Origin of the sequence: Sodalis sp. (in: enterobacteria) (genome assembly GCF_047607725.1) — a bacterium.
GTDB lineage: Bacteria > Pseudomonadota > Gammaproteobacteria > Enterobacterales > Enterobacteriaceae > JBLKSS01.
This window is the reverse complement of the sequence record NZ_JBLKSS010000014.1, coordinates 1-21621: the sequence shown is the minus strand read 5'-3', so window position 1 is coordinate 21621 and position 21621 is coordinate 1. Positions and strand designations below refer to the sequence as shown.

Genomic DNA, 21621 nt, shown 5'->3' with positions numbered 1-21621 from the left:
TCAAACCGGGATGGAAATAAAAGTTATTAAAATCAATACAATGTGAAAATGCAATGAGCATAAGCGTGTAACGTAGGTTTACTGTCTCATACAACAAACCCACCAATAATTCAAGACGTCCTCCACGGGGCGCTTACGAATTATTCGGCCATGAAAAAGGGGCGTTTACCGGCGCCAATCAAATCCGTCATGGCCGTTTCGAGCAGGCCGACGGCGGCACGCTGTTTCTGGACGAAATCGGCGATATGCCGCTGGATGTGCAAACCCGCCTGCTGCGTGTATTGGCGGACGGCCAGTTCTACCGCGTCGGCGGCTATGCGCCGGTCAAAGTGGATGTGCGTATTATCGCCGCCACTCACCAGAACCTGGAATTGCGCGTGCAGGAAGGACGCTTTCGCGAGGATTTGTTCCATCGCCTGAACGTTATCCGTGTCCATCTGCCGCCGCTGCGCGAGCGACGGGAAGATATTCCGCGGCTGGCGCGGTATTTCCTGCAGGTAGCGGCCAGGGAGCTGGGCGTGGAGCCGAAAAATCTGCACCCGGAAACCGAAACCGCGCTGACCCGCCTCCCCTGGCCGGGGAACGTGCGCCAGTTGGAAAATACCTGCCGCTGGTTGACGGTAATGGCCGCCGGACAAGAAGTATTGATTCAGGATTTGCCGCCGGAGCTGTTTGAAACCACCGCACCGGATAACGTGGTGCAATCGCTGCCGGATAGCTGGGCCACGCTGCTGGCGCAGTGGGCGGATCGCGCGTTGTGCTCCGGTCACCAAAACCTGCTGTCGGAAGCGCAGCCGGAAATGGAGCGCACCTTGCTGACCACCGCGCTGCGCCATACCCAGGGCCACAAGCAGGATGCCGCCCGTTTGCTCGGCTGGGGCCGCAACACGCTAACGCGCAAGCTGAAAGAGCTTGGATGGAGTAATCCCCGAACGCGCCACAGAGAGTGCGCCGCGATGCAAAATTTCGCTTAAACAGTTTACATCGCGGGCCGGCTCAGTATTATTTCTGTGCACAAGGGGAGACAAGCCATGTTGCAGACCATTATCGCTTTCGTGACGCAGGGATTGGACACGGTTATCGTCACGGGGCATGCCCCACAGACGGCGCTGGCGGCGGTCATGTGCGCCGCGCTCATCAATTCACTGAATTGATCGGTCGTCCAACACCCTCATGACGCCCCTTTTCGCCTGACGGCGGAAAGGGGCGATTTAGATCACCCGGGAAAACGGACGTAGGCGCTGGCTGGCGCGTAGATAGGCATCGAAACACATGCAGATATTGCGCACCAGCAGACGGCCGCGGACGGTTATTTCCAGCGCGCCGGCGCTCATCGTCACCAGCCCGTCCTCCACCAGCGGCGCCATTTGCATCAGATCTTCGGCAAAGTAGTCGGTAAATCGGATGCCGTAAGCCGTTTCAATCACGTTAAAATCGAGGCGAAATTGGCAAATCAGCGCTTTTATGACGTCCCGCCGCAGGCAATCGTCGCGGCTGAGCGCCACGCCACGCCACAAACCGTTACCCTGCCGCTCAACGGAATCACGATAGCTGCGCATGACTTTCTGATTTTGCGCATAATGGTCGCCGATCATACTTATCGCCGATAGACCCAGTCCCAACAGGTCGCACTCGCCCTGGGTGGTATACCCCTGGAAATTGCGGTGCAGACGTCCCGCCCGCTGCGACAGCGCCAGTTCATCGTCCGGCCGGGCGAAATGGTCCATGCCGATGAACTGATAGCCCGCGTCGGTGAGGGTCATGATACTGTGCTGCAACAGGGCCAGTTTTTGCGCGGCGTCGGGCAAATCCGCGTCCTTAAACTTGCGCTGCGCGGCAAATAGCGACGGCATATGGGCATAATTGAACACGCTTAAACGCTGCGGCCCAAGCGCGATGACCCGCTGCAACGTGTAAGCAAAGCGATCGCGCGTTTGGCGCGGCAGACCGTAAATCAAATCGATATTGGTCGAGCGGAATCCCAGACGGGTGGCGCGCTCAATCAGACCAAAAATCAGCGCTTCGTCCTGCTCGCGATTGATAAGACGCTGCACCTCGCCATTGAAATCCTGCACGCCGACGCTGATACGATTAAACCCTTGGCGCTTACCTGCAAATCATCGATGAGATCCAGCGGGATATCCCGCGGATCGATTTCAATGGACAGCTCGGCGTCGGCATCAAAAGAGAAGTGCTCCCGCAGCAGCGCCATTAACCGCGCTGTCTGCGCCACCGACAAAAAGGTCGGCGTCCCGCCGCCCCAATGCATTTGGCTGACGTGCCTACCGGCGAACAACGGCGCCAGCGCGCGGATTTCCCGCGCCAGCGTATCGAGATAATTATCGACCTTTGCGCCATGGCGCGTGACTATCTTATTGCAGCCGCAGAAGTAGCACAGCTTGTGACAGAACGGGATGTGGACATAAAGCGACAGCGGCCACGCGGGATAACGGCCCGCCGCCGTGGCAAACGCCGCGTCATCATAATCTTCGCTGAATTCCAGCTCGGTGGGATAGGACGTATAGCGTGGCCCGGAGTCGTTGTATTTCTGAATGAGGGCCGAATCCCATTCGATTGCTGGCAATGACTTCACGGCTTACTCCTTACCCGGGGGACGTCGACGGTGCCGTCTGACGAGAGGGGCGGGTCGGCGAACCGCGGCACGGGCCGCTTGCAGCCGCGCCTTGCGTCGCGATCGCGAGAGGCGCCATAGTTTACCCGATAACCATACAAAATAACAGGTTAACAATAGCGCAAGGAGAAGCGTTAATGCCGGCAAGGGTTAGAAGCTGTCTTTGTCGTAGCCGCGTTTAAGCAGCTGCAGTATATCTTCCTGATTCGTCTGCGCATCCTCTTCGTCATCGTCAATAAGCTCAATGCCCAACTCGGTCATCAGCTTATCGATTCGATCCAGCGCCTGGTCGACATAACGTCGTTCCTCTGTGGAAAGGGTTTCATCCTGCTCAAGGCGCTGTAGTAACGCATCCAGACGATCGTCATTCTCCAGGCGTGCCAGCTCCTGTTCGGCCGTTTCCCGCGGCTTTGGCGGCTGCGGCGCGGACGCGAGGGGTTTGGGTTGAACCGATGCCCCCTCAAGCGTCAGCGGCACGGGCTTTTTGCTGCCGATACGGCCATCCTGCGGCGTACGGGTATTTTGGCGTACGGCCTCGCCGCCGCCGCCCTGACTGCGTGAACCGGCGGCCAGCCCGCGGTGTTTTTTCTGCCGCTTACGTTCACGCCCTTCGATATTCAACTCTTCGCGGCTTTTACGCTGCTTTTTTTTTCGGGCGTCACCGGGCTTACCGCGGCCGCCCCGTGCTGATGAATTCATAATATTGACTCTTGGGTAAGGGTAATGACGTCTACCGTTGCGGCGGAATCTATCAGAAAGCCGCGCAAGAAAAAAGATGACCGCGCCCGTGGGCGAAGATAAAAAACGCATCCCGGGACATAACCGGTATAATTGCCGCTAATATGCCATCTCCAGAGAGAGGATACCGTTGACCAAATCTTATAACTATCAGATAACCCATTTCGTGACCAGCGCGCCGGATATTCGCCATTTGCCGATCGACAGTGGGATTGAAATCACCTTCGCGGGGCGTTCCAACGTCGGCAAATCCAGCGCGCTTAATGCCCTGACCAATCAGAAAAACCTGGCCAGGACCAGTAAAACCCCCGGGCGCACCCAGCTTATCAACTTGTTTGAGGTTGAGCCGGGCATCCGGCTGGTGGATCTTCCCGGCTATGGCTACGCCAAAGTGCCGGAAGAATTAAAACGCAAGTGGCAGCGTGCTCTGAGCGAATATCTGCAAAAGCGCGACAGCCTCAAGGGGCTGGTGGTATTAATGGATATCCGCCACCCGATGAAAGATCTCGACCAACAAATGGTGCAATGGGCGGTGGATGTCAATATTCCGGTTCTCGTCCTGCTTACCAAAGCCGATAAGCTGGCTTCCGGCGCGCGCAAAGCGCAGTTAAATCAGGTGCGCGAAGCGGCGCTGGCATTCATGGGCGATGTCGAGGTTGAAACATTCTCATCGCTGAAAAAGCAGGGCGTGGATAAACTGCGGCAGAAACTCGACGCCTGGTTTGCCGCCATCCCGCCGGCGATAGCGCCAGAAACGCCTGCGAGTGAAGAATAAAGCTCAGCTTCACGCCCTGGCCGGGGCGATGGCGGCGCTACTCACCTTGCCTGCAACGTCACGCTCTGATCGAGGTGACGGCGGCGGCGCTGTTCACGATGTGATGTTCATGCCGCCGGGCAGCGCACGGCAAGGTTTTCCGCGCCCAATAAAAAACGCCCCAGTCATAAAATGACTGGGGCGGCTAATACTTAGCCAAATCCGATTACGTGAAGTAAAAGGTCTGAAAGATAGAACATCTTACCTCTGTACCCTACGCCGATAACTTTACCCTATTTTTTGATGGGGAAAAAGAATTTTTTGTAGTTTACTTTCACCTTTTTACGTATAAGGAATGCTTATTGTAGGAATACATCACACTTTAATGTAGCTTAATTACAAAAAGTGCTTAGTCATTCGCCACTTAGTGAGCTTGATCCCAGTTTTCACCGACGCCCACGTCTACTTGCAGCGGCACATCCAGCGTAAAACATCCCTCCATCAGCGCCTTGATCCGCGCTTTGGCGCTCTCAACCGCATCCCGCTGCACCTCAAACACCAGCTCATCATGAACCTGCATAATCATGCGAACCGGGGGCGCTTCCTGCTGCAGCCAGCCATCAATCGCAATCATCGCCCGTTTGATGATATCGGCGGCGGTGCCCTGCATAGGGGCATTAATGGCCGCGCGCTCCGCGCCTTTCTTACGCATGCCGTTGCGCGAGTGGATATCCGGCAAATAAAGCCGGCGCCCGTCCAGGGTCGCGACATAGCCTTGATCGGTAGCCTGCCTGCGGGTGCGTTCCATATAGTCCAAAACGCCGGGGTACCGCTCGAAATAAAGATTCATATATTTCTGCGCCTCCGAACGCGGCACCGACAGCTGACGCGCCAGACCAAAAGCGCTCATGCCGTAAATCAGGCCAAAGTTGATAGCCTTGGCGCTGCGGCGCTGATCCTGTGTCACCTTCTCCAGCGGCATACCGAATACCTCGGTGGCGGTGGCGCGGTGAATATCCTTGCCGGTGGCGAAGGCGTTCAGTAATCCGGGGTCGCGCGCGAGATGCGCCATGATGCGCAGCTCAATCTGCGAATAGTCCGCCGCCACGATTAGCGCGTCCGGCGGCGCGATAAACGCCTGCCGTATACGCCGTCCCTCATCATTACGCACCGGGATATTCTGCAGGTTCGGATCGCTCGAAGACAGTCGACCGGTGGCGGTGACGGCCTGATGATAGGAGGTATGCACCCGTTTCGACACCGGGTTGATCATTTGCGGTAGTTTATCGGTATAGGTGGATTTAAGCTTGGCCAGGCCGCGGTATTCCAAAATCAGCTTCGGCAGCGGATAATCCAATGCCAGCTCAGCTAGCACCTCTTCATTGGTGGAAGGGGCACCGCCGGGCGTTTTTTTCAGCACCGGCAGTTTCTGTTTATCGTATAAAATCGCCTGCAGCTGTTTGGTAGAGGAAAGATTGAACGGTTCTTCAGCCAGCTGATGCGCTTCCTGTTCCAGCGCTTTCAGGCGTTGGGTCAGCTCCACCGAATGCGCGGCGAGAATGTTTTCGTCAATGAGCACGCCGGTGCGCTCAATGCGCGACAGGACCGGCACCAGCGGCATTTCAATTTCCTGAAAGACCTTTTTCAGCTCCGGCGCTTGCTCAATGCGCGGCCACAGCGTCTGATGCAAACGCAGCGTCACATCGGCGTCTTCGGCGGCGTACGGGGCGGCCTGTTCCAAAGCGATCTGGTTAAACGTCAGCTGGTTGCGACCTTTACCCGCGATCTCTTCAAAGCTCACGGTAGTGTGTTGTAAAAAACGGTCCGCCTGGCTGTCCATATCGTGGCTGCCGGCGACGCTGTCCAGCACGTAGGATTCCAGCATGGTATCGAATGCGATGCCGGCCAACTCAATGTCGTATCGTTTCAATACCCCGCGATCGAATTTGAGGTTCTGGCCGATTTTGCCGATGGCGGGATCTTCCAGCACCGGTTTCATCGCCGCCAATACTGCCGCGCGGTCAAGCTGGTCCGGCGCATCCAGGTAGTCGTGACCCACCGGCAGATAGGCGGCTTCACCCGGCTTCACGGCAAAGCACAGCCCCACTAAATTGGCGGTCAGCGTATCCAACCCGTCGGTTTCGGTATCGAAGGCGAACACACCGGCGCTGCGGATCACGGTAATCCACTGCTCAAGCGTCGCCATGTCGTAAATGATCTGGTAGCCGTTTTTTGACAATACCTCAGCCGGCGCCTCTGCGGCGGCCGGGCGGGGCGCGGTAAAGGGCGAAGGCGGCGCTACGGCGCTTTTGCGACCCTGTAGCCATTTACCCGCTTCCAGGTCGCTCAGCCAGCGTTTAAATTCATAACGCTGAAATAACAGCATCAGCGCTTCGGCCTCGGGCTCTTCAACCGTTAGCTGGTCATAGGGTAAATCCAGCGCCACATCGGTTTTGATCGTCGCCAACTGGTAGGAGAGGAAAGCCACCTCGCGGTGCAGCTCGAGTTTGGCGGCCATGGTTTTGGCACTGCAGAAGCTCAAGGTGCTGACGCTATCAAGCTGTTGATACAGGATTTCCAGCCCCCCCAGTCCCTGCAATAGCGCCTGCGCGGTTTTCTCCCCTACCCCCGGCACGCCCGGAATATTATCGGAGCTGTCGCCCATCAGCGCCAGATAATCGATGATAAGCTCCGGCGGCACGCCGAATTTCAACTGCACCTCTTCCGGACCGAGGATGGTGTTCGACATGGTATTGATCAGGGTAATTTTGGGCGACACCAGCTGTGCCATGTCTTTATCACCGGTGCTTATCAGCACGTCGCGGCCATCGCGCGCCGCCGCCAGCGCCAGCGTACCGATAACATCATCGGCCTCGACGCCGCTGATAGCCAGCAGCGGCAGCCCCATCGCCTTGACCATCTCATGCAGCGGCGCTATCTGGCTGCGTAGATCGTCCGGCATGGGCGGCCGGTGGGATTTGTAGTGCTCAAACAATTCATCGCGAAAGGTCTTGCCCTTGGCATCAAACACCACCGCCACATGGCTTGGCCGGTATTGCACCAGCAGGCTTTTAAGCATATTCAATACGCCGTACATCGCCCCCGTGGGTTCCCCCACGCTATTGGTCAGCGGCGGGAAGGCATGATAGGCGCGGTAAAGATAAGAAGAGCCATCCACTAGGATTAACGGGTTTTCTGCGATTTGGACCATAGCGTATTTCGTTCTTTTTAGTCAGCAAACATAAGGGGTAGCATGCCACAGCCGGCAGCCGGAGACGATGGTTAGCGTAGCATAAGGGCGATAAAAATACCGGGAATGCGGCGAGATCCGCAGGATCATGCTGTGGATAACTTTGTGAGTAAAAATTATAGTTTTTATTGACAGCCGCGACAATCGCGAGGTCGTTAGACAAAAAACCTTTATTATCAAGTGATTAATATATTAACCTGCCAATAGCAAATTTCATCACAAGGGTATTGCCATTGTGGATATAAACCTGCTACGGCCCGTAGCGGGCAAAGGTTATTATCCGCTGGCAGATTAAGGAGATACCGCTATTTCTATCGCCGCCACAAACGACAACGCAGGCGGTCGCCGGCGTTGTGCTTCATTCGCCCACGGGCGATATTACTTTTGGCTAAGGAGAAATTTCACGACATCGGCGAATTGTTTGGTATAAGCGTCCATCGACGACATATCCAGTCCGTCATTTTTCACCATATATTTGCCATTGACGAACATCGCCGGTACGCCGCGCAGCTGCAGATCGGCGGCCGCTTTCTCCTGCTGTACGACCAAGGATTTCACGACAAAGCTGTTCCAGGCGGAATCATATTCTTCCGCGCTGACGCCCGCTTTGATAAAGACCGCGCGGATGTCATCCGGCGTTTGTATCGTCTGCGTTTTCTGCAGACCATCAAACAGCAGCGGACTGACTTTATCTTCTACCCCCAGCGCCATGACTGCCGCCCAGGCCTGGGTGAGCTGTTTACCTATCGGCCCCAGAAAGTCCACGTGATATTTGGTCATTTTGGTTCCTGCCGGTAGCGCTTTTTTCACCGTGCTGGAAATGTGATATACCTGCTCGAATTGATAACAGTGCGGGCAATAAAACGAGAAAAACTCTAGCACCTGGGGTTCACTGGTTACTGGCTTGTCGAGCTGGACATATTGTTGACCTTCAGTAAACTGCGCGGCCGAGGCACTGAATGCCAACGCGATACCCATCAACGCAAACCATATTTTTTTCATAGATAGTGTCTCTCCAAAATGAATAACTTAGGCGTAAACATAATCAATATACCGGCATCAGCTGCAGCGGAGGCTGTTGCAGCAGCGTTGCCTGTTCGATGAATAGCGCTGTTTGTTGCGACCAGAATTCCGCCTCAACCATCCACGGAAAACTACGCGGAAAAGCCGGATCGCCCCAGCGCCGGCTAACCTAGGCGAGATAATGGATCATTCGCATTGCCCGCAACGGCTCAATAAGCGCCAGTTCGCGAGGATCGAAATCCATAAACTCAGCATAAGCGTCCAACAGTAGCGACAATTGGTACAGCCTGTCGCGGCGATCGCCGTTAAGCAGCATCCAGAGATCTTGAACAGCCGGGCCATTACGGGCATCGTCGAGATCGACAAACGTCGGGCCGTCGCGCCACAAAATGTTACCGGCGTGCAAATCGCCATGCAGACGCAGCGGGCGCCAGTCGGTGGTCCACACCTCATGCACCTGCGCTATTAACTGGTCGCACGCTTGTAAAAACATCGCTTTCTGCCGGCCAGAGATAAGGGTACTGTTTTCCAGCTCGCGACGCGGCTGCGTCAGATATTCTTCCAGTCCCATGGTTGGGCGCGCGCTAAAACAGCGGCTGCCGTTGTGTCGGTGAATACGGCCAAGAAAACGCCCTACCCACTCCAGCTGGTCTTCGTTATCCTGCTCAAAAGCCCGCCCGCCTACGCTTGGAAACAGGGCGAAATAATAAGCCAAGATGGTTGTGCAGCGTCGCATGATTAATGACCAGCGGCGCTACGACCGGTATTTCGGCATCCGCAAGCTCATGCGCCAGCTGGTGCTCTTCTAAAATTTGCTCGGTACGCCAGCGTTCGGGGCGATAAAATTTCACCACATAGCACTTTTTCTCTTCGTCCAGAAACTGATAGACGCGATTTTCATAGCTGTTTAGGGCGGTTAAGCCGGAATCGACGACGATCCCCGTTTGTTGCAGGGCGTCCATAATCAAATCGGGCATTAATGCCTGAAAATTGAATTCTGTGCTCATAACCCGCCGCTCAGCCCCCGCTTACTCTTTGATAATGCCGCGGGCGCGCAAAATGGCCGTTTTGAAATCTTCTTCATAATCTTTCGCCAGCCCGGGAATAGCGGCCGTTTTATCGCTGCCGCGCATTTTCAAATGATAGATCAGAATATCATCGGTCAGGCCACTTAAATCGCCCTGATATCCTGTTTCCTGCGCCAGCTTTAGCAAAAATTGTACCAGGTTAAGATCTGGCTCTTGTTGCCAGGCGGGATGCAACAGCGCCACTAATTCATTAACGCGATGGCATTTCATAATACATTCCTTAGTGAAGGTCTGACAGTACTGTAGCAAGATTCGCGAACGGGGATAAACAGCATTATCCTGCATTCGCTAAAACATTGTATCCTAATATGAAGGGTAATCCCCGTACCCTAGAATTTCATCCTGGAGAGGGCGATGGTAACCAACGGCATTACCGGCGTGATCCTGGCGGGCGGTCTTTCGACGCGCATGGGCGGTAAAGATAAAGGCCTGCTGCAAATCAATCATAAGCCATTATACCGTTACGTAGCCGATCGTCTGGCGCCGCAGGTCGCTGTGCTGATGATTAACGCCAATCGTAACGAAGATGCCTATCAGCACGACGGTTTTCCGGTTGTGGCGGATACCTTTCCCGGTTTTGCTGGGCCGCTGGCCGGGATGCTGATGAGTCTGCGCCTTGCGGATAGCGAGTGGGTCGCGTTTGTCCCTTGTGATGTACCTGTGTTTCCGAACGATTTGGTGGCGCGGCTGTGGGCGAATCGACAGCAGGCGTCCTCGGCCTTCGCCGGCGATGATAAGGGTCATGATCATCCCACGTTTACGCTGTTGCACCGAGCTTTGGCGCCGGCGCTGGAAGCGTTTCTGCGCCGCGGAGGAAGGCGGGTCAGGCTTTTTCTGTCCACTATCCCGGCACGGCGGGTGGTGTTTAACGCCTCCCGGTACGATTTTATGAATCTTAACACGCCGCAGGATCTTGACCTGTGGTCACACGGACAGCTGCCATGACCGTCTCGCACCTTCCTTTGCTGGCCGTCGCCGCCTATAGCGGTACCGGCAAAACCACTCTGCTGCAACAGCTGATCCCGCTGCTTGACCAATCCGGTCTGCGCCTGGGCATTATCAAGCATACCCACCATAAAATGGATGTGGATACGCCGGGTAAGGATAGTTATACGCTACGTAAGGCCGGCGCGCGGCAGACGATGGTGGCAAGTTCGGCGCGCTGGGCGCTGATGACTGAAAACGTGCCGGCGCAGATGCCTTCCTTGGCCTGGTTGGCCAGTCAGATGGATCCGTCACTGCTCGATTTGATCCTGGTGGAAGGCTTCAAGCATGAACCGGTCAATAAAATTGCTCTCTATCGTTCCGCGACCGGTCAAGATTGGCGCACGCTCCTCGATCGGCATGTCATTGCGGTCGCCAGCGATGTGCCGTTGGACTGTGCGCTGCCGCAGTTGAACATTAACCAGCCTGCCGAGATCGCCCGTTTTATCATGGCCGGTTAGGGCGATCGTAAGCTTGTGGCCAACTTGGGGCGCCGGTGAACCGATTGCTGCCGCTGAGCTTGCCCATCGGGACGTAGAGTGTTGAGTGTACCAGCTTATGTCTACGCCGCGTTTGTTATGTAAGCGCCCCGTGGAGGACGTCTTGAATTATTGGTGGGTTTGTTGTATGAGACAGTAAACCTACATTACACGTTTATGCGCATTGTATTTTCACATTGTATTGATTTTAATAACCTTTATTTCAATCCCGGTTTGAGTGATATGAAATTAGTGGTTCTGAAGTTTGTGATAGTGTCCATTAAAATTTAAGTGGACACTATCATCGCCGGATTATCCATGATCTGACAGCCGTCCCTTATAGGATGCGGGTTAACTAGGCATCGTAATGGAACATATTCTTACCGGGCCATACAACAAACCCACCAATAATTCAAGACGTCCTCCACGGGGCGCTTACAGTATTGGGGGTTGTCAAATACAGTTTTGGCGGTATCATATTACCAGGAGGACAAAGATGACTTTAGCTGAACGCGTTAAAAAACGACGGCGGCAACTGGGCATGACGCAAGTAAAAGCGGCCGACCTTGCCGGTATCCGCCAGCAATCCTGGGGCAGTATTGAGGAGGGCAAAACCAGCAAGCCGCGCAACATCGTCGGCATCGCCCGTGCCCTGCAGTGCAGCCCCGATTGGTTGATGAACGGGGGTCCCCTGCTAAGCCGCGCCGAAGTCGGCAGCCGGAAAATCCCGTTGATAAATGTCGTTCAGGCGGGTGCCTTTGCCGAGAAAGCGCCCATCACCGGCGCGGATGGCGATTTTGAATATGTGCTGACCGATATGAATTGGTCCAACGAGGCATTCGCCCTCAAAATCGAAGGCGATTCCATGGCGCCGTCGTTCCATACCGGCGATGTGGTTATTATCGACCCGGACATTGAGCAGCATCCAGGGGAGTTCGTGGTGGCGAAAAACGGCGATCACGAAGCCACGTTCAAGAAGTACCGTCCGGTGTCGTTCGATGCCCAAGGTGAGCAGGTGTTTGAACTCGTCCCGCTTAATACGGACTACCCGATTATGCGTTCGGATACCATGCCTATCCGGGTCATTGGCACCATGGTTGAGCATCGGATCTACCGGCGCAAGCGCTTACGATAGTGCAAGACGAGAAATGCGTTTAGCTTGCCGCTTTGCCCCGGTCCCAGCAAAACCGCAATTTTGGTCTATATTTAAAGAGTTTCCACTTGCAAAGGACGAGAACTATGTACGATAAAGCCAAAGATAAAGTTGAAGAATTCGCGGGGAAAGGCCAGGAAGCGTTTGGCAAAGCAACGGACGATGATTCTCTCACCCTTGAAGGGAAAATACATCAAAAAGCCGCTCAGGCGTCTTATACCTTTAATGATTACGTCGACAGCGTCAAAGAAAAGACCAGTAAAGATCCGGTGCCTGCGCAGCTTATAGCAGGCGGTGTCGGTTTCCTGTTGGCAAAAATTCTGGGCTCAAGCCGCCGATAAGCCTATTCGCCCGGCAATGATAACCGGCACGCCTTCAACGCTGCCGGTTTTTTTTCAATCTTTTACCGTGACAGTGTCACATAATTAGGCTATTGCTTTTGGTTGAGTATTTTGGCTCCGCGGGCGGCACTGAAGTGAAAACGATGAAGGCCCTGCGCTGTTATTTTACGAAGGCAGGCTACGCGTCTCGCGGCCCCGTGTCGGGCGTAGATGACCGGTCATCCTGGCCTAAGCCAGGATGGCGGTAAGGGTTATCGCGTCACACCGGAGACGGTCTGCCCGATATCTTCAGTCTTGGAGGGGATTTTTTTTAAATCGGTCAAGAAAGACTGTCGCCAATGCACAATGTCGTTCTTCTTAATCACCACCATCATTTCCTGAAAACGCGCCTTGCGCTCGCCGAGCGGCATGCTGAGGGCTTTATCCAACGCGGCGGCGACGCCGTCGCGGTCGTAGGGATTGACCAACAGCGCCGAGGTAAGCTCATTGGCAGCGCCGGCAAAACGGGAGAGGATCAGCACGCCGGGATCATCAGGATTTTGTGAAGCAACATACTCCTTAGCGACCAAATTCATCCCGTCGCGCAGCGGCGTTACCAGCCCTACCTCGCAATGGCGAAAAATTTTCATCAACAGGCTGCGTTCATAATGTTGATTGAGATAAAACAGCGGTGTCCATTCCAGTGTGGAGAAGTGGCCGTTGATACGGCCGGCTTCAGTCTCCAGCTCATGCCGGATGTCCTGATATGCCTGGACATCGCCCCGCGATGTCGGCGCAATTTGGAAATAACGGATATTGCCGCGATGCTGTGGATAATTCTCCAACAGCGTCTCATAGGCCTGAAAGCGCTCCGGTAACCCTTTAGAATAATCAAGCCGATCTACGCTAATAATCAGCTGACCGTTCATCTTATCGCGCAAATGGGCAAGCTTGGGCGGTAGTGGCCCTTCCGCCAGCTCACGAATACTTTCCGGCTCGACGCCAATGGGATAGACCCGGGCCGTTACCGGCTTATTGTAGGCCTTGATACGATCATCGTCCAAATCTTCCACGGTGGTGACCAATGCCAGATTCTCGATGAACGCCTGGCGATCGCTTTCCGCCTGGAAGCCCAATAAATCATACTCGCACAGCTTCTCTAACAGCTCTTTACGGGGCGGCAAAGCATTGAAGATTTCCGAGGTCGGAAAAGGGATATGCAGGAAGAAACCAATGCGGTTTTTCATGCCCAATTTACGGCAGGCGGCGGCGAACGGCAATAAATGATAATCGTGTATCCAGAGAATATCGTCTTCGTTCACCAGCGGCTTAAGACGTCCCGCCAGCATTTCATTGACACGGCAATAGCCATCATAATCTTCACGCTGATATTGCACTAAATCGAGGCGGTAATGAAAGGCGGGCCAGATAACGGTATTAGAAAAATTAAGGTAATATTGATCGTATTCGCTTTGTTTTAAACTAAATGCGGCAAAAGTAATGTTGTCCTGCTGGTTTTTTTCGAGAGGCTCATCTTCTTCGCTTATTTTGCCATTCCAGCCAAACCACAATCCGCCCTGATCTTTAAGTGAATCCATTATGCCGACGGCCAGACCACCGGCGCTTTCCTTTTTACCTTCGATAGCCGCTATTCGATTTGATACTACCACTAGGCGACTCATAAACCCTCCCCAACCGAGTTTTTGGTTTTAATAAAATGATTTTTTTGTTGTTTTGCCAATGTCAGAATCCACCGGTGTACCTGACTCACATCGTCCAGATGGTATCGGGCAACCGTCGTGCCGGGTCCGACTTTAATCGTAATGCCCTGCAAAGCGTTAACCTGTTTGAAACCGGCTTCATCTGTCAGGTCGTCGCCGATAAATAACGGCGTCCGTCCGACAAACGGCGGTTCTTGCATGAATGCCGCTATCGCCGCGCCTTTATTGACGCCCGCCGGCTTAAGCTCAACCACACATTTGCCGAGCTGTAATACCAGTTCGGGATAACGTCTTACCAGGTCCTGCGCCAGCGCCAGGATCCGATCGTGATATTGTTCCCCTTGACGGTAGTGCAATGCGAACGCCACCCCTTTATCTTCCACATGGCAGCCGTCAAACGCCGAGATGGCCTGTTTAAGTTCCTGTGCCAAGGCGGTGGCGATAGGCGCTGGCAATGTCACGCGGTGGAAGTCACCGCGGGCGTCGCGGCGCTCCGCTCCATGAATACCGGCGGCGGGTCCGCGCAGCGGCGCGCTCAGGCTATCAAGTTCAGCCCCGGGCCGGCCTGAAACCAATGCCAGCGCACCGCCGGCGGCGGTGGACAGTTCGCATAGCGCCTGTTTGATATCGCCAGGAATAGTGACCCATTCAGGCCGAGTTTCAATACCGGCGAGCGTTCCATCCACATCAAAAAAACAGGCGGTTTCCGCCAACACTATCGGGGGTATTGAATCACTTGGTGTCATACCTTTTTTTCCTCATTATGTTCCGCTCACGCGCGCTCTTCACGGCGCATCGTCCAACATTTTCATTGCGTACGCCCATGGTCTGGTCTGGCAGCCCTGACAGTCAAGATTGAAAGCGGAGTTCAAAGGAGTGCAAGAATATGAAGTGAATCCTGGTTTTCGTCATACTCCTTGGTATGTGCTTTACCAGCACCCAGCTTTCTTTGTTCCGGTACCAGCGACCAGCGAAACGATGGTCTCCTCGTGCCTGGTTCTGGAACCGCCTGAGTCAGGGCGGCGGTGATAGCAAAATAAGTATAGTCATGAAAAACGACTCTGTCATAACCCGGCCAAAGGCCGTCTCCCGCGTCCACCCGTTTATTTTTAACATAAAAACAACGCACGGCTTACAATTTTATCCGTTCTTCCAGCAAATCCTCTTCAAGGTGAAGGCCGAGGGCATCGCCTATGGTGTGGTCATTAACGCCCGCTATCAGCGATGACTTCGCGAGCGGGGAGACTGCCGCGAACGCCTCAAGCCCTTCCCCACGCGGCCGCGCAGGTGTTAGCGCATGGGCTCAGGTCAATTAATCTTAGCCAAAAAGTTGCCGTGTCCGGGTTAGTATTTACAATTCTCCTTGCTGGGCAGCATCGCTAGCCTAAAATAACGACAAATCCAATCATCACTTGTCGATATTTTATCCAGTCTACGTTTAAAAGTATGAAAAATAGACAGAAAAAACGTAAGCGCCCCGTGGAGGACGTCTTGAATTATTGGTGGGTTTGTTGTATAAGACAGTAAACCTACGTTACACGCTTATGCTCATTGTATTTTCACATTGTATTGATTTTAATAACTTTTATTTCCATCCCGGTTTGAGTGATATGAAATTAGTGGTTCTGAAGTTTGTGATAGTGTCCATTAAAWTTTAANTGGACACTATCACAAACTTCAGAACCACTAATTTCATATCACTCAAACCGGGATGGAAATAAAAGTTATTAAAATCAATACAATGTGAAAATGCAATGAGCATAAGCGTGTAACTTAGGTTTACTGTCTCATACAACAAACCCACCAATAATTCAAGACGTCCTCCACGGGGCGCTTACCTTTAGATAACGGGTCAATTACGGCATAAACAGTGTATCTGTTTTCACCGCTGCGGAATGTGCAATGAAATTTATTGGCAAATTGCTGATCTCACTGCGTCTGATCCTATTATTGCTCATTGTGCTTATTTATATGCTGCTGCAAACCACCTGGGGCGCCGGCTGGCTGGGCCGGCAATTGACCCGGCACAGCGATTACCAGGTTTCCCTCGGCTATATTAATCACAGCTGGACGCAATTCAGCGAGATCCAACTTGATAACGTCAGCCTCGGCAAAAAAGACGCGCTGCCGACGCTGGTCGCCAAGCGGGTAGTGGCCGAGCTTGGCACACAGCAACTCACCGATCCCTGTCATGTTAATCGCTTACAATTGCAGGACGGCACCCTGAATCTTGACCCGGCCGCGCCGGCCTGGCCCCTGCAGGCGGATACACTGCAGCTCAATGGTATGGCGGTTCGCACCCCGTACGGCGATTGGCGACTTAACGGCTAGAACGTCAACGCTGGCATCTCGCCCTTGCGACCACAGGCCGGTTATCCGCTGGGCCGGCAGGCGCGTTTTCAGCTTAGCGCCCGTTCTCTGACGCTCAACGGCGTGCCGGCGCAGAATGTCCTGGTCCAGGGCGAGATAAACAACCAGGCGCTCACCCTGGATAATCTCGGGGCCGATCTCTACCAGGGCGAGCTTACCGGTACCGCGCGGTGCGCGCCCGACGGTAGCTGGCAGGTAGACAGCCTGCGGCTGAGCAATGTGTGTTTGCAGTCGGACAAGACGCTGCACGACTTCTTGCGTCAGGTGTTTTCCGCGCCCAAAATTACCCTACGTCGCGCAGATTTGATCGATGCGCGTATGGAGGGGCGTAATTGGGCGTTTAACGATCTGGATTTGACCCTACGCGATATGACCTTCCAGGATGGCGGCTGGTCGGCACAGGACGGTTCGCTTTCCTTCAACGCCAGTGATTTGATTAACGGCGGAGTGCATTTAACGGATACCCTCGCCAACATGACTTTTTCGCCGCAGGGTGTTGAGATCCGCCAATTCAGCGGCCGCTGGGAAAGAGGCTTGCTGCGCACCAGCGGACGCTGGCTGCGGCAAGAACACAAGCTGGCGCTGGATGAGCTGATGATAGCCTGCCTGGAATATACCTTGCCCGCGAATTGGCGCGCGAGCTGGCTGCAGCCGCTACCGTCTTGGCTTGCGGGCGTGTCGGTGGAAAGGCTGAGCGCCAACCGCAATCTGATCATCGATATTACCCCGGCATTTCCGTTCCAGATAACCGCCCTGGACGTCACCGGCAGGCAACTGGTGCTGGCGCGCGACCATCAATGGAGCGTCTGGTCGGGCAGCTTGACCCTGAACGGCAGCGATGCCACCTTCAATAAAACCGACGTGCGCCAGCCGTCGCTGACGCTGGACGCCACCGGCGATACGCTGAATATTAGCGAGCTGAGCGCCTTTACCGGCGAGGGGCGGCTGGAAGCCGCCACCGTCAGCCAGCGGCCGGCGCGGGACTTTACCCTCAGTTTGAACGGGCGGGCGGTACCGGCCAATGTGCTGCATAACTGGGGGTGGCCGACGCTGCCGCTGACGGGCAACGCCAACCTCAAACTGCAGCTGCGGGGACAGATGGCGGCGGCCGCGCCGCTCAAGCCTTCGCTGAACGGCACGCTACAGGCCCAGAGCACAACGGGGCAAACCCTCAATCAAAACCTGCGCCACGGCGACGTGGCGGCAACACCTGAGCCCTAGCAACATCGCTGGTTACGGCCCCGGCAGGTTCAGCGCCCACGGCAACCGGTGCACGGCCCTTAGCTGGCGTTGGAGCCACCTCGCGCCAGCGAAACTCTCGTCACAGCGATAGGGCCACGGCGCCCGCGGCAACCGGCGCACGGCCCTCAGCCGGCGTTGGAGCCGCCTCGCTCCAGCGGGATATCCAGCGAGGGCGGCAGGACCAGATAGACCCCTTCAAAAATGGCGCCCTTGATATCATTTCCGTACAGTTCGACCTCAAGCTGCACCCGCGCTTTGCGTCCCTGCGCCAGCCGGCCTAAATCTCCCGATAGCGATCCCAGATCCGCCCCCGCCCCCGGCCGGCCAATCACCGGTTTGGTATAACGGATATGCGCATCGGCCAAAATAATGGTGCCGCCAAGCTGGCGCTCACGCAGCAGCAGCCAAATCAGCCCCCAGCCGGTCAGGGTCGCCAGCGAAAACAGACTGCCGGCGAAGAGCGTATGGTGCGGGTTTTGGTTGCCGGTCTCGGGCATAGTGGTCATAAACTTCTGCCCGGTATACTGGCTGATGCGCACGCCCATTTTCTCGCTGAGCGGAATATGCTGATACCAGGCCTGCTGCAGCTGGCCACACCAATCGGGCCGGTGCAGGATGTCGTCCAAGGGTGACGATGGGCTTAATCATCAAAAAATGCCGGATAGGGGTGGTAGAAGGGGTGATGATTTCCCCTTGATTGACGAACCCCAGCTTGGCAAAAAACGCCACCGCATCTTCACGGGCGCTGCTGCACACCACCCGTTTGACCCCCTCCTGGCGCGCCACCGACTCCAGCGTCATCGCGACCAGCGTGCCTAGGCCTTTATCCTGCACCTGCGGATGCACCGCCAAAAAGCGTATCGAGGCCTCATTATCAGCATTAACATAAAGACGCCCTACCGCCACCGGCTGGCCCTGCTCGTCCACCACCATCTGGTGATGCGCCATGCCGTCGTAAGCGTCCCTCTCGGAGCCCGGCGGCTGATGCAGCGGCTTGAGCAACATCTCCCATCGGAACTGATAATATTGTTGAAGCTCCTGTTCGGTTTCCGGAACGCGCAAGTGATACATACCCATCTCTCTTAATTGAATACGCCATCCGGCCACTCAGACCTGCAGCCAGAAGGTTACCGGCCAGTCGTTGACCAACGCCACCTGCATATCGGCGCCAAAGCTCCCGGTTTCGGTGCGAATGCCGGTCTGCCGGCGGCGGCCGGTAAAATCATCATACAGCCGCCGGGCATCCGCCGGCGCCGCACCGCGGGAAAACCCCGGGCGCAGGCCTCGATCGGTGTCCGCCGCCAGGGTAAATTGGGATACCACCAGCACGGTGCCACCCGACTGGCGCACATTAAGGTTCATCTTGCCGTGCTCATCGCTAAATATACGGTAAGCCAGCACGCGTTCACACAATTTGGCCGGGCGCTGTTCATCGTCCTGCCGCTCTACGCTCAGCAGGATCAGGAGCCCCGGGCCAATCGCGCCCGCCACCTCATTATCAATGGTGACGCTGGCCTGCGTGACCCGTTGTATCAACTCTATCATCGGAATTCCTTGCAGTCTGGGCGGCGTGATGAGCGACGACCTGCCGGTGCTCGCTCAGCGACGCGGTGATCTCCGCCCCCAATAATACAATGCACCAGCTCCAGTATACCCAGAGAAAGAGAATGGGGATCACCGCCAGCACGCCGTAAATGAGCTGGTAGGACGGAAATAGGGTGACATACAGACCGAACGCCTTTTTCCCCAATTCAAACAGCGCGCCCGCCACCAGCGCGCCCACCAACGCATCGCGCGCCGGCACCCTCACCGTCGGCACCAGGCTATAGAGCAGCCAGAACGACGCGCAGGAAAGCAACAGCGGAAAGACGCGCAATAGCAGCGTCATCACGCCGTTGGCGCCGCTGACATTCAGCCAGGTAAGCGAAAACAGATAAGAGCTCAGCACCATGCTGGCGCCCGCCAACAGCGGGCCCAGCGTCAAAACCATCCAATAGACGGCGAAAGAAAAAATAATCGGCCGTTTGTTTTTACTGCGCCAAATACTGTTGAGCACCGTATCCACCGAGTAAATCAGCAGCAGCGCGGTAACGATGAGGCCACAGGTCCCCACCGCCGTCATACGGCTCGAATTCAGAATAAATTGCTCCAGATACCGCTGGATAACGTCGCCGGTGGCCGGCATGAAATTGGTGAAAATGAAATGGCGCAGCTCAATACTGACATCGGAAAACACCGGAAAGGCGGCAAAGAGCGTAAAGATGACCGTCACCAACGGTACCAGCGACAAGAGCGACACGTACGCCAGATGACCTGCCAGTACCGTGATATCATCGCGATAAACGCGCTTACCCAGATGCCGGATAAAATGCAGCACCGGCATGAGCTTCTTCAGCCGCAGACCCGTCATCGCCACCCTCTTTGCGGTGATTGCATCAGCGCGGGACGCCCACGCTTTCTTGCCGTCAGGCAAAAAATACCGGCACGACCTCCCGGTCCGTCACATGCACGCTGCGGATCCCCACCTGACGTGCCGCGGCAATATTATCGGCATTATCATCAAAGAAAACCGCGCCGTCGGCCGTCGACCCTTCCTGCTCAAGTACGTAGCGATAAATGGCCGGGTCCGGTTTGCGCATGCCCAGATCCTGCGACAAATAGAGTTTGTCCACGTATTCTTGCACCTCGGGATACTGGCTCGGCCAGTAATCGCAATGCAGGCGATTGGTATTGGAGAGGATCACCACACGATGCCCCTGTTCGAGCAGCCTGGTCAAAATCTCCACCATCTCGGGCCGCAGGCCGACGAACACCGCCTGCCAGCCGGCGGTGAATTGTTCAAAGCTCAACGCGATGCCCAATTCGCCGCAGATTTTGGCGGCAAAGGCTTCATCGGTGATATCCCCACGCTCATGCTGTTCAAAGACCTCACCCATGACGAACTCTTTTTGCAGGGTGGCCAGCGGGACACGGCTGAAATTGCTCCAGACCCCCAGCGCGCGGTTAAAATCGATATCAATGACGACATTCCCCAGATCAAAGATATATAGCATGGTCCCTCCCGAATCCTTCATGAGATCTTCACTGTAGCGGGAAACGGCCTAACTGAAAAGCGCGATCGCGGATGCCCTTATGGTAACAAGGCGCCCCGCCGCGGCGCTATGAAACCCGAGTTTGGCGGGCACCGCGACGCGCATTCGGCGTTGGGCCGTGACTCAATAGGGTCGATGCCGGGCCGTGGCCGAACAGGGCCGGCGTTAGGCCGTAAGCGGGGACGCCGGCTAGAATTTGCCCTGTGCCGCGGCGGGCAGCGCCGTGCGCCTGCGCTCCTGATGGCGTAGCTCTCCCCAGAAATAGTAGCCGACAAACGCGAAACACAGCAGCGACACGCCGAAAGATCGTTGCATGGAGCCAAGATAATCGGACACATAACCCTGTAGCGCCGGCACAATCGCCGCGCCGACGATGGACATCACGATCACCGCCCCCGCCACTTCAGTATACCGGTTCTCTACCGTTTTAAGCGTGCCGGTGTAAATCGTGGCCCAACAGGGACCGAACAATGCGCTGACGCCTACCGTGGCATACACGGCGCTAAAATTTGGCACCAGCATCACATACGCCAGCATTGCGACGCCGATTGCCGAATAGGCGATCAGCACTTTCTGCATGTGCAGCGGGTCATCAGGCAATTGGCGATGAATTTGCCGATAAAAAAGCCAATAAAACGTAAGCGCCCCGTGGAGGACGTCTTGAATTATTGGTGGGTTTGTTGTATGAGACAGTAGACCTACGTTACACGCTTATGCTCATTGTATTTTCACATTGTATTGATTTTAATAACTTTTATTTCCATCCCGGTTTGAG

Annotated in this window: 16 protein-coding genes and 6 pseudogenes; 9 read left to right on the top strand and 13 right to left on the bottom strand. The window is 55.2% G+C overall.

What is annotated here, in order from left to right; translation table 11 throughout:
• Positions 1-137: 137 nt before the first annotated feature.
• Together ACMX3H_RS01760 and ACMX3H_RS01755 are read left to right on the top strand one after the other, a co-directional pair.
• Positions 138-974: pseudogene (locus tag ACMX3H_RS01760) on the top strand (sigma 54-interacting transcriptional regulator); the annotation flags it as partial.
• Between the two features lie 57 nt (positions 975-1031).
• The gene (locus ACMX3H_RS01755; RefSeq protein WP_415209571.1) at positions 1032-1154 is read left to right on the top strand and encodes a YshB family small membrane protein; all 123 of its coding nucleotides are present in this window, start codon (positions 1032-1034) and stop codon (positions 1152-1154) included.
• A 57-nt stretch (positions 1155-1211) separates the two neighbouring features.
• On the opposite strand, the pseudogene hemN reads toward ACMX3H_RS01755, so the two are convergent.
• Positions 1212-2593 (bottom strand): annotated as a pseudogene (gene hemN, locus ACMX3H_RS01750) (oxygen-independent coproporphyrinogen III oxidase).
• Positions 2594-2782: 189 nt separating this feature from the next.
• The gene (yihI, locus tag ACMX3H_RS01745) at positions 2783-3331 is read right to left on the bottom strand and encodes a Der GTPase-activating protein YihI (RefSeq protein ID WP_415209570.1); all 549 of its coding nucleotides are present in this window, start codon (positions 3329-3331) and stop codon (positions 2783-2785) included.
• Between the two features lie 169 nt (positions 3332-3500).
• Between yihI and yihA the strand changes: the two genes are divergently transcribed.
• Complete coding sequence (gene yihA, locus ACMX3H_RS01740; protein WP_415209569.1) at positions 3501-4145, top strand: ribosome biogenesis GTP-binding protein YihA/YsxC; 645 nt, start codon at positions 3501-3503, stop codon at positions 4143-4145.
• A 403-nt stretch (positions 4146-4548) separates the two neighbouring features.
• Here yihA and polA read toward each other — a convergent pair whose 3' ends face one another.
• From polA to ACMX3H_RS01720, 4 genes and pseudogenes are all read right to left on the bottom strand, one after another.
• Complete coding sequence (gene polA / locus ACMX3H_RS01735) at positions 4549-7335, bottom strand: DNA polymerase I (RefSeq protein ID WP_415209568.1); 2787 nt, start codon at positions 7333-7335, stop codon at positions 4549-4551.
• Between the two features lie 417 nt (positions 7336-7752).
• The gene (dsbA, locus tag ACMX3H_RS01730) at positions 7753-8376 is read right to left on the bottom strand and encodes a thiol:disulfide interchange protein DsbA (RefSeq protein ID WP_415209567.1); all 624 of its coding nucleotides are present in this window, start codon (positions 8374-8376) and stop codon (positions 7753-7755) included.
• A gap of 43 nt (positions 8377-8419) precedes the next feature.
• Positions 8420-9404, bottom strand: a pseudogene (locus tag ACMX3H_RS01725) (serine/threonine protein kinase).
• 21 nt (positions 9405-9425) lie between these two features.
• Complete coding sequence (locus ACMX3H_RS01720; RefSeq protein ID WP_415209566.1) at positions 9426-9695, bottom strand: YihD family protein; 270 nt, start codon at positions 9693-9695, stop codon at positions 9426-9428.
• A gap of 144 nt (positions 9696-9839) precedes the next feature.
• Here ACMX3H_RS01720 and mobA point away from each other — a divergent pair, with 144 nt between their 5' ends.
• The 4 genes from mobA (at position 9840) to ACMX3H_RS01700 (ending at position 12442) form a co-directional block, all read left to right on the top strand.
• Positions 9840-10430 carry a molybdenum cofactor guanylyltransferase MobA gene (gene mobA / locus ACMX3H_RS01715; protein ID WP_415209565.1) on the top strand — a complete coding sequence of 197 codons (591 nt, stop codon included), beginning with the start codon at positions 9840-9842 and terminating at the stop codon, positions 10428-10430.
• Positions 10427-10930, top strand: coding sequence for a molybdopterin-guanine dinucleotide biosynthesis protein MobB (gene mobB / locus ACMX3H_RS01710; RefSeq protein WP_415209564.1), 504 nt, complete (start codon positions 10427-10429; stop codon positions 10928-10930). Before mobA ends, mobB begins: the two co-directional genes overlap by 4 nt.
• A 514-nt stretch (positions 10931-11444) precedes the next feature.
• On the top strand, positions 11445-12083 hold the full coding sequence (locus tag ACMX3H_RS01705) for a LexA family protein (RefSeq protein WP_415209572.1): 639 nt from the start codon (positions 11445-11447) through the stop codon (positions 12081-12083).
• Positions 12084-12187: 104 nt separating this feature from the next.
• A complete protein-coding gene (locus ACMX3H_RS01700; protein ID WP_415209563.1) occupies positions 12188-12442 on the top strand; it encodes a CsbD family protein in 255 nt (84 codons plus the stop codon).
• Between the two features lie 251 nt (positions 12443-12693).
• Here ACMX3H_RS01700 and otsA read toward each other — a convergent pair whose 3' ends face one another.
• Positions 12694-14103 (bottom strand): alpha,alpha-trehalose-phosphate synthase, encoded by a 1410-nt coding sequence (gene otsA, locus ACMX3H_RS01695; RefSeq protein ID WP_415209562.1) that lies wholly within the window; start codon positions 14101-14103, stop codon positions 12694-12696.
• Entirely contained in the window at positions 14100-14888 is a 789-nt protein-coding gene (gene otsB, locus ACMX3H_RS01690) for a trehalose-phosphatase (RefSeq protein ID WP_415209561.1), read from the bottom strand. The genes otsA and otsB overlap by 4 nt, the downstream gene beginning before the upstream one ends.
• Positions 14889-15190: 302 nt before the next feature.
• On the opposite strand from otsB, the gene ACMX3H_RS01685 reads away from it, so the two are divergent.
• Together ACMX3H_RS01685 and ACMX3H_RS01680 are read left to right on the top strand one after the other, a co-directional pair.
• Complete coding sequence (locus ACMX3H_RS01685; protein ID WP_415209560.1) at positions 15191-15370, top strand: hypothetical protein; 180 nt, start codon at positions 15191-15193, stop codon at positions 15368-15370.
• A gap of 674 nt (positions 15371-16044) precedes the next feature.
• Positions 16045-17733 (top strand): annotated as a pseudogene (locus ACMX3H_RS01680) (AsmA family protein).
• A 146-nt stretch (positions 17734-17879) separates the two neighbouring features.
• On the opposite strand, the pseudogene fabY reads toward ACMX3H_RS01680, so the two are convergent.
• The 5 genes and pseudogenes from fabY to ACMX3H_RS01655 all read right to left on the bottom strand — a co-directional run.
• Positions 17880-18825, bottom strand: a pseudogene (gene fabY, locus ACMX3H_RS01675) (fatty acid biosynthesis protein FabY).
• Positions 18826-18861: 36 nt separating this feature from the next.
• Positions 18862-19299, bottom strand: a complete 438-nt coding sequence (gene dtd / locus ACMX3H_RS01670) for a D-aminoacyl-tRNA deacylase (protein ID WP_415209559.1) — start codon at positions 19297-19299, stop codon at positions 18862-18864.
• Positions 19253-20164 carry a virulence factor BrkB family protein gene (locus ACMX3H_RS01665; protein WP_415209558.1) on the bottom strand — a complete coding sequence of 304 codons (912 nt, stop codon included), beginning with the start codon at positions 20162-20164 and terminating at the stop codon, positions 19253-19255. Before ACMX3H_RS01665 ends, dtd begins: the two co-directional genes overlap by 47 nt.
• 55 nt (positions 20165-20219) lie before the next feature.
• On the bottom strand, positions 20220-20807 hold the full coding sequence (gene yihX, locus ACMX3H_RS01660) for a glucose-1-phosphatase (RefSeq protein WP_415209557.1): 588 nt from the start codon (positions 20805-20807) through the stop codon (positions 20220-20222).
• Between the two features lie 228 nt (positions 20808-21035).
• Positions 21036-21481 (bottom strand): annotated as a pseudogene (locus ACMX3H_RS01655) (L-fucose:H+ symporter permease); the annotation flags it as partial.
• Positions 21482-21621 lie beyond the last annotated feature (140 nt).

What these genes read in the sequence shown, in the direction of transcription:
- otsB (WP_415209561.1), bottom strand. Translation starts at nt 14,888, where the DNA reads ATGACACCAAGTGATTCAATACCCCCGATAGTGTTGGCGGAAACCGCC.
- mobB (WP_415209564.1), top strand. Translation starts at nt 10,427, where the DNA reads ATGACCGTCTCGCACCTTCCTTTGCTGGCCGTCGCCGCCTATAGCGGT.
- yihX (WP_415209557.1), bottom strand. Translation starts at nt 20,807, where the DNA reads ATGCTATATATCTTTGATCTGGGGAATGTCGTCATTGATATCGATTTT.
- mobA (WP_415209565.1), top strand. Translation starts at nt 9,840, where the DNA reads ATGGTAACCAACGGCATTACCGGCGTGATCCTGGCGGGCGGTCTTTCG.
- ACMX3H_RS01720 (WP_415209566.1), bottom strand. Translation starts at nt 9,695, where the DNA reads ATGAAATGCCATCGCGTTAATGAATTAGTGGCGCTGTTGCATCCCGCC.
- dsbA (WP_415209567.1), bottom strand. Translation starts at nt 8,376, where the DNA reads ATGAAAAAAATATGGTTTGCGTTGATGGGTATCGCGTTGGCATTCAGT.
- otsA (WP_415209562.1), bottom strand. Translation starts at nt 14,103, where the DNA reads ATGAGTCGCCTAGTGGTAGTATCAAATCGAATAGCGGCTATCGAAGGT.
- ACMX3H_RS01705 (WP_415209572.1), top strand. Translation starts at nt 11,445, where the DNA reads ATGACTTTAGCTGAACGCGTTAAAAAACGACGGCGGCAACTGGGCATG.
- ACMX3H_RS01685 (WP_415209560.1), top strand. Translation starts at nt 15,191, where the DNA reads ATGAAAAACGACTCTGTCATAACCCGGCCAAAGGCCGTCTCCCGCGTC.
- dtd (WP_415209559.1), bottom strand. Translation starts at nt 19,299, where the DNA reads ATGATAGAGTTGATACAACGGGTCACGCAGGCCAGCGTCACCATTGAT.
- ACMX3H_RS01755 (WP_415209571.1), top strand. Translation starts at nt 1,032, where the DNA reads ATGTTGCAGACCATTATCGCTTTCGTGACGCAGGGATTGGACACGGTT.
- ACMX3H_RS01665 (WP_415209558.1), bottom strand. Translation starts at nt 20,164, where the DNA reads ATGACGGGTCTGCGGCTGAAGAAGCTCATGCCGGTGCTGCATTTTATC.
- yihI (WP_415209570.1), bottom strand. Translation starts at nt 3,331, where the DNA reads ATGAATTCATCAGCACGGGGCGGCCGCGGTAAGCCCGGTGACGCCCGA.
- ACMX3H_RS01700 (WP_415209563.1), top strand. Translation starts at nt 12,188, where the DNA reads ATGTACGATAAAGCCAAAGATAAAGTTGAAGAATTCGCGGGGAAAGGC.
- polA (WP_415209568.1), bottom strand. Translation starts at nt 7,335, where the DNA reads ATGGTCCAAATCGCAGAAAACCCGTTAATCCTAGTGGATGGCTCTTCT.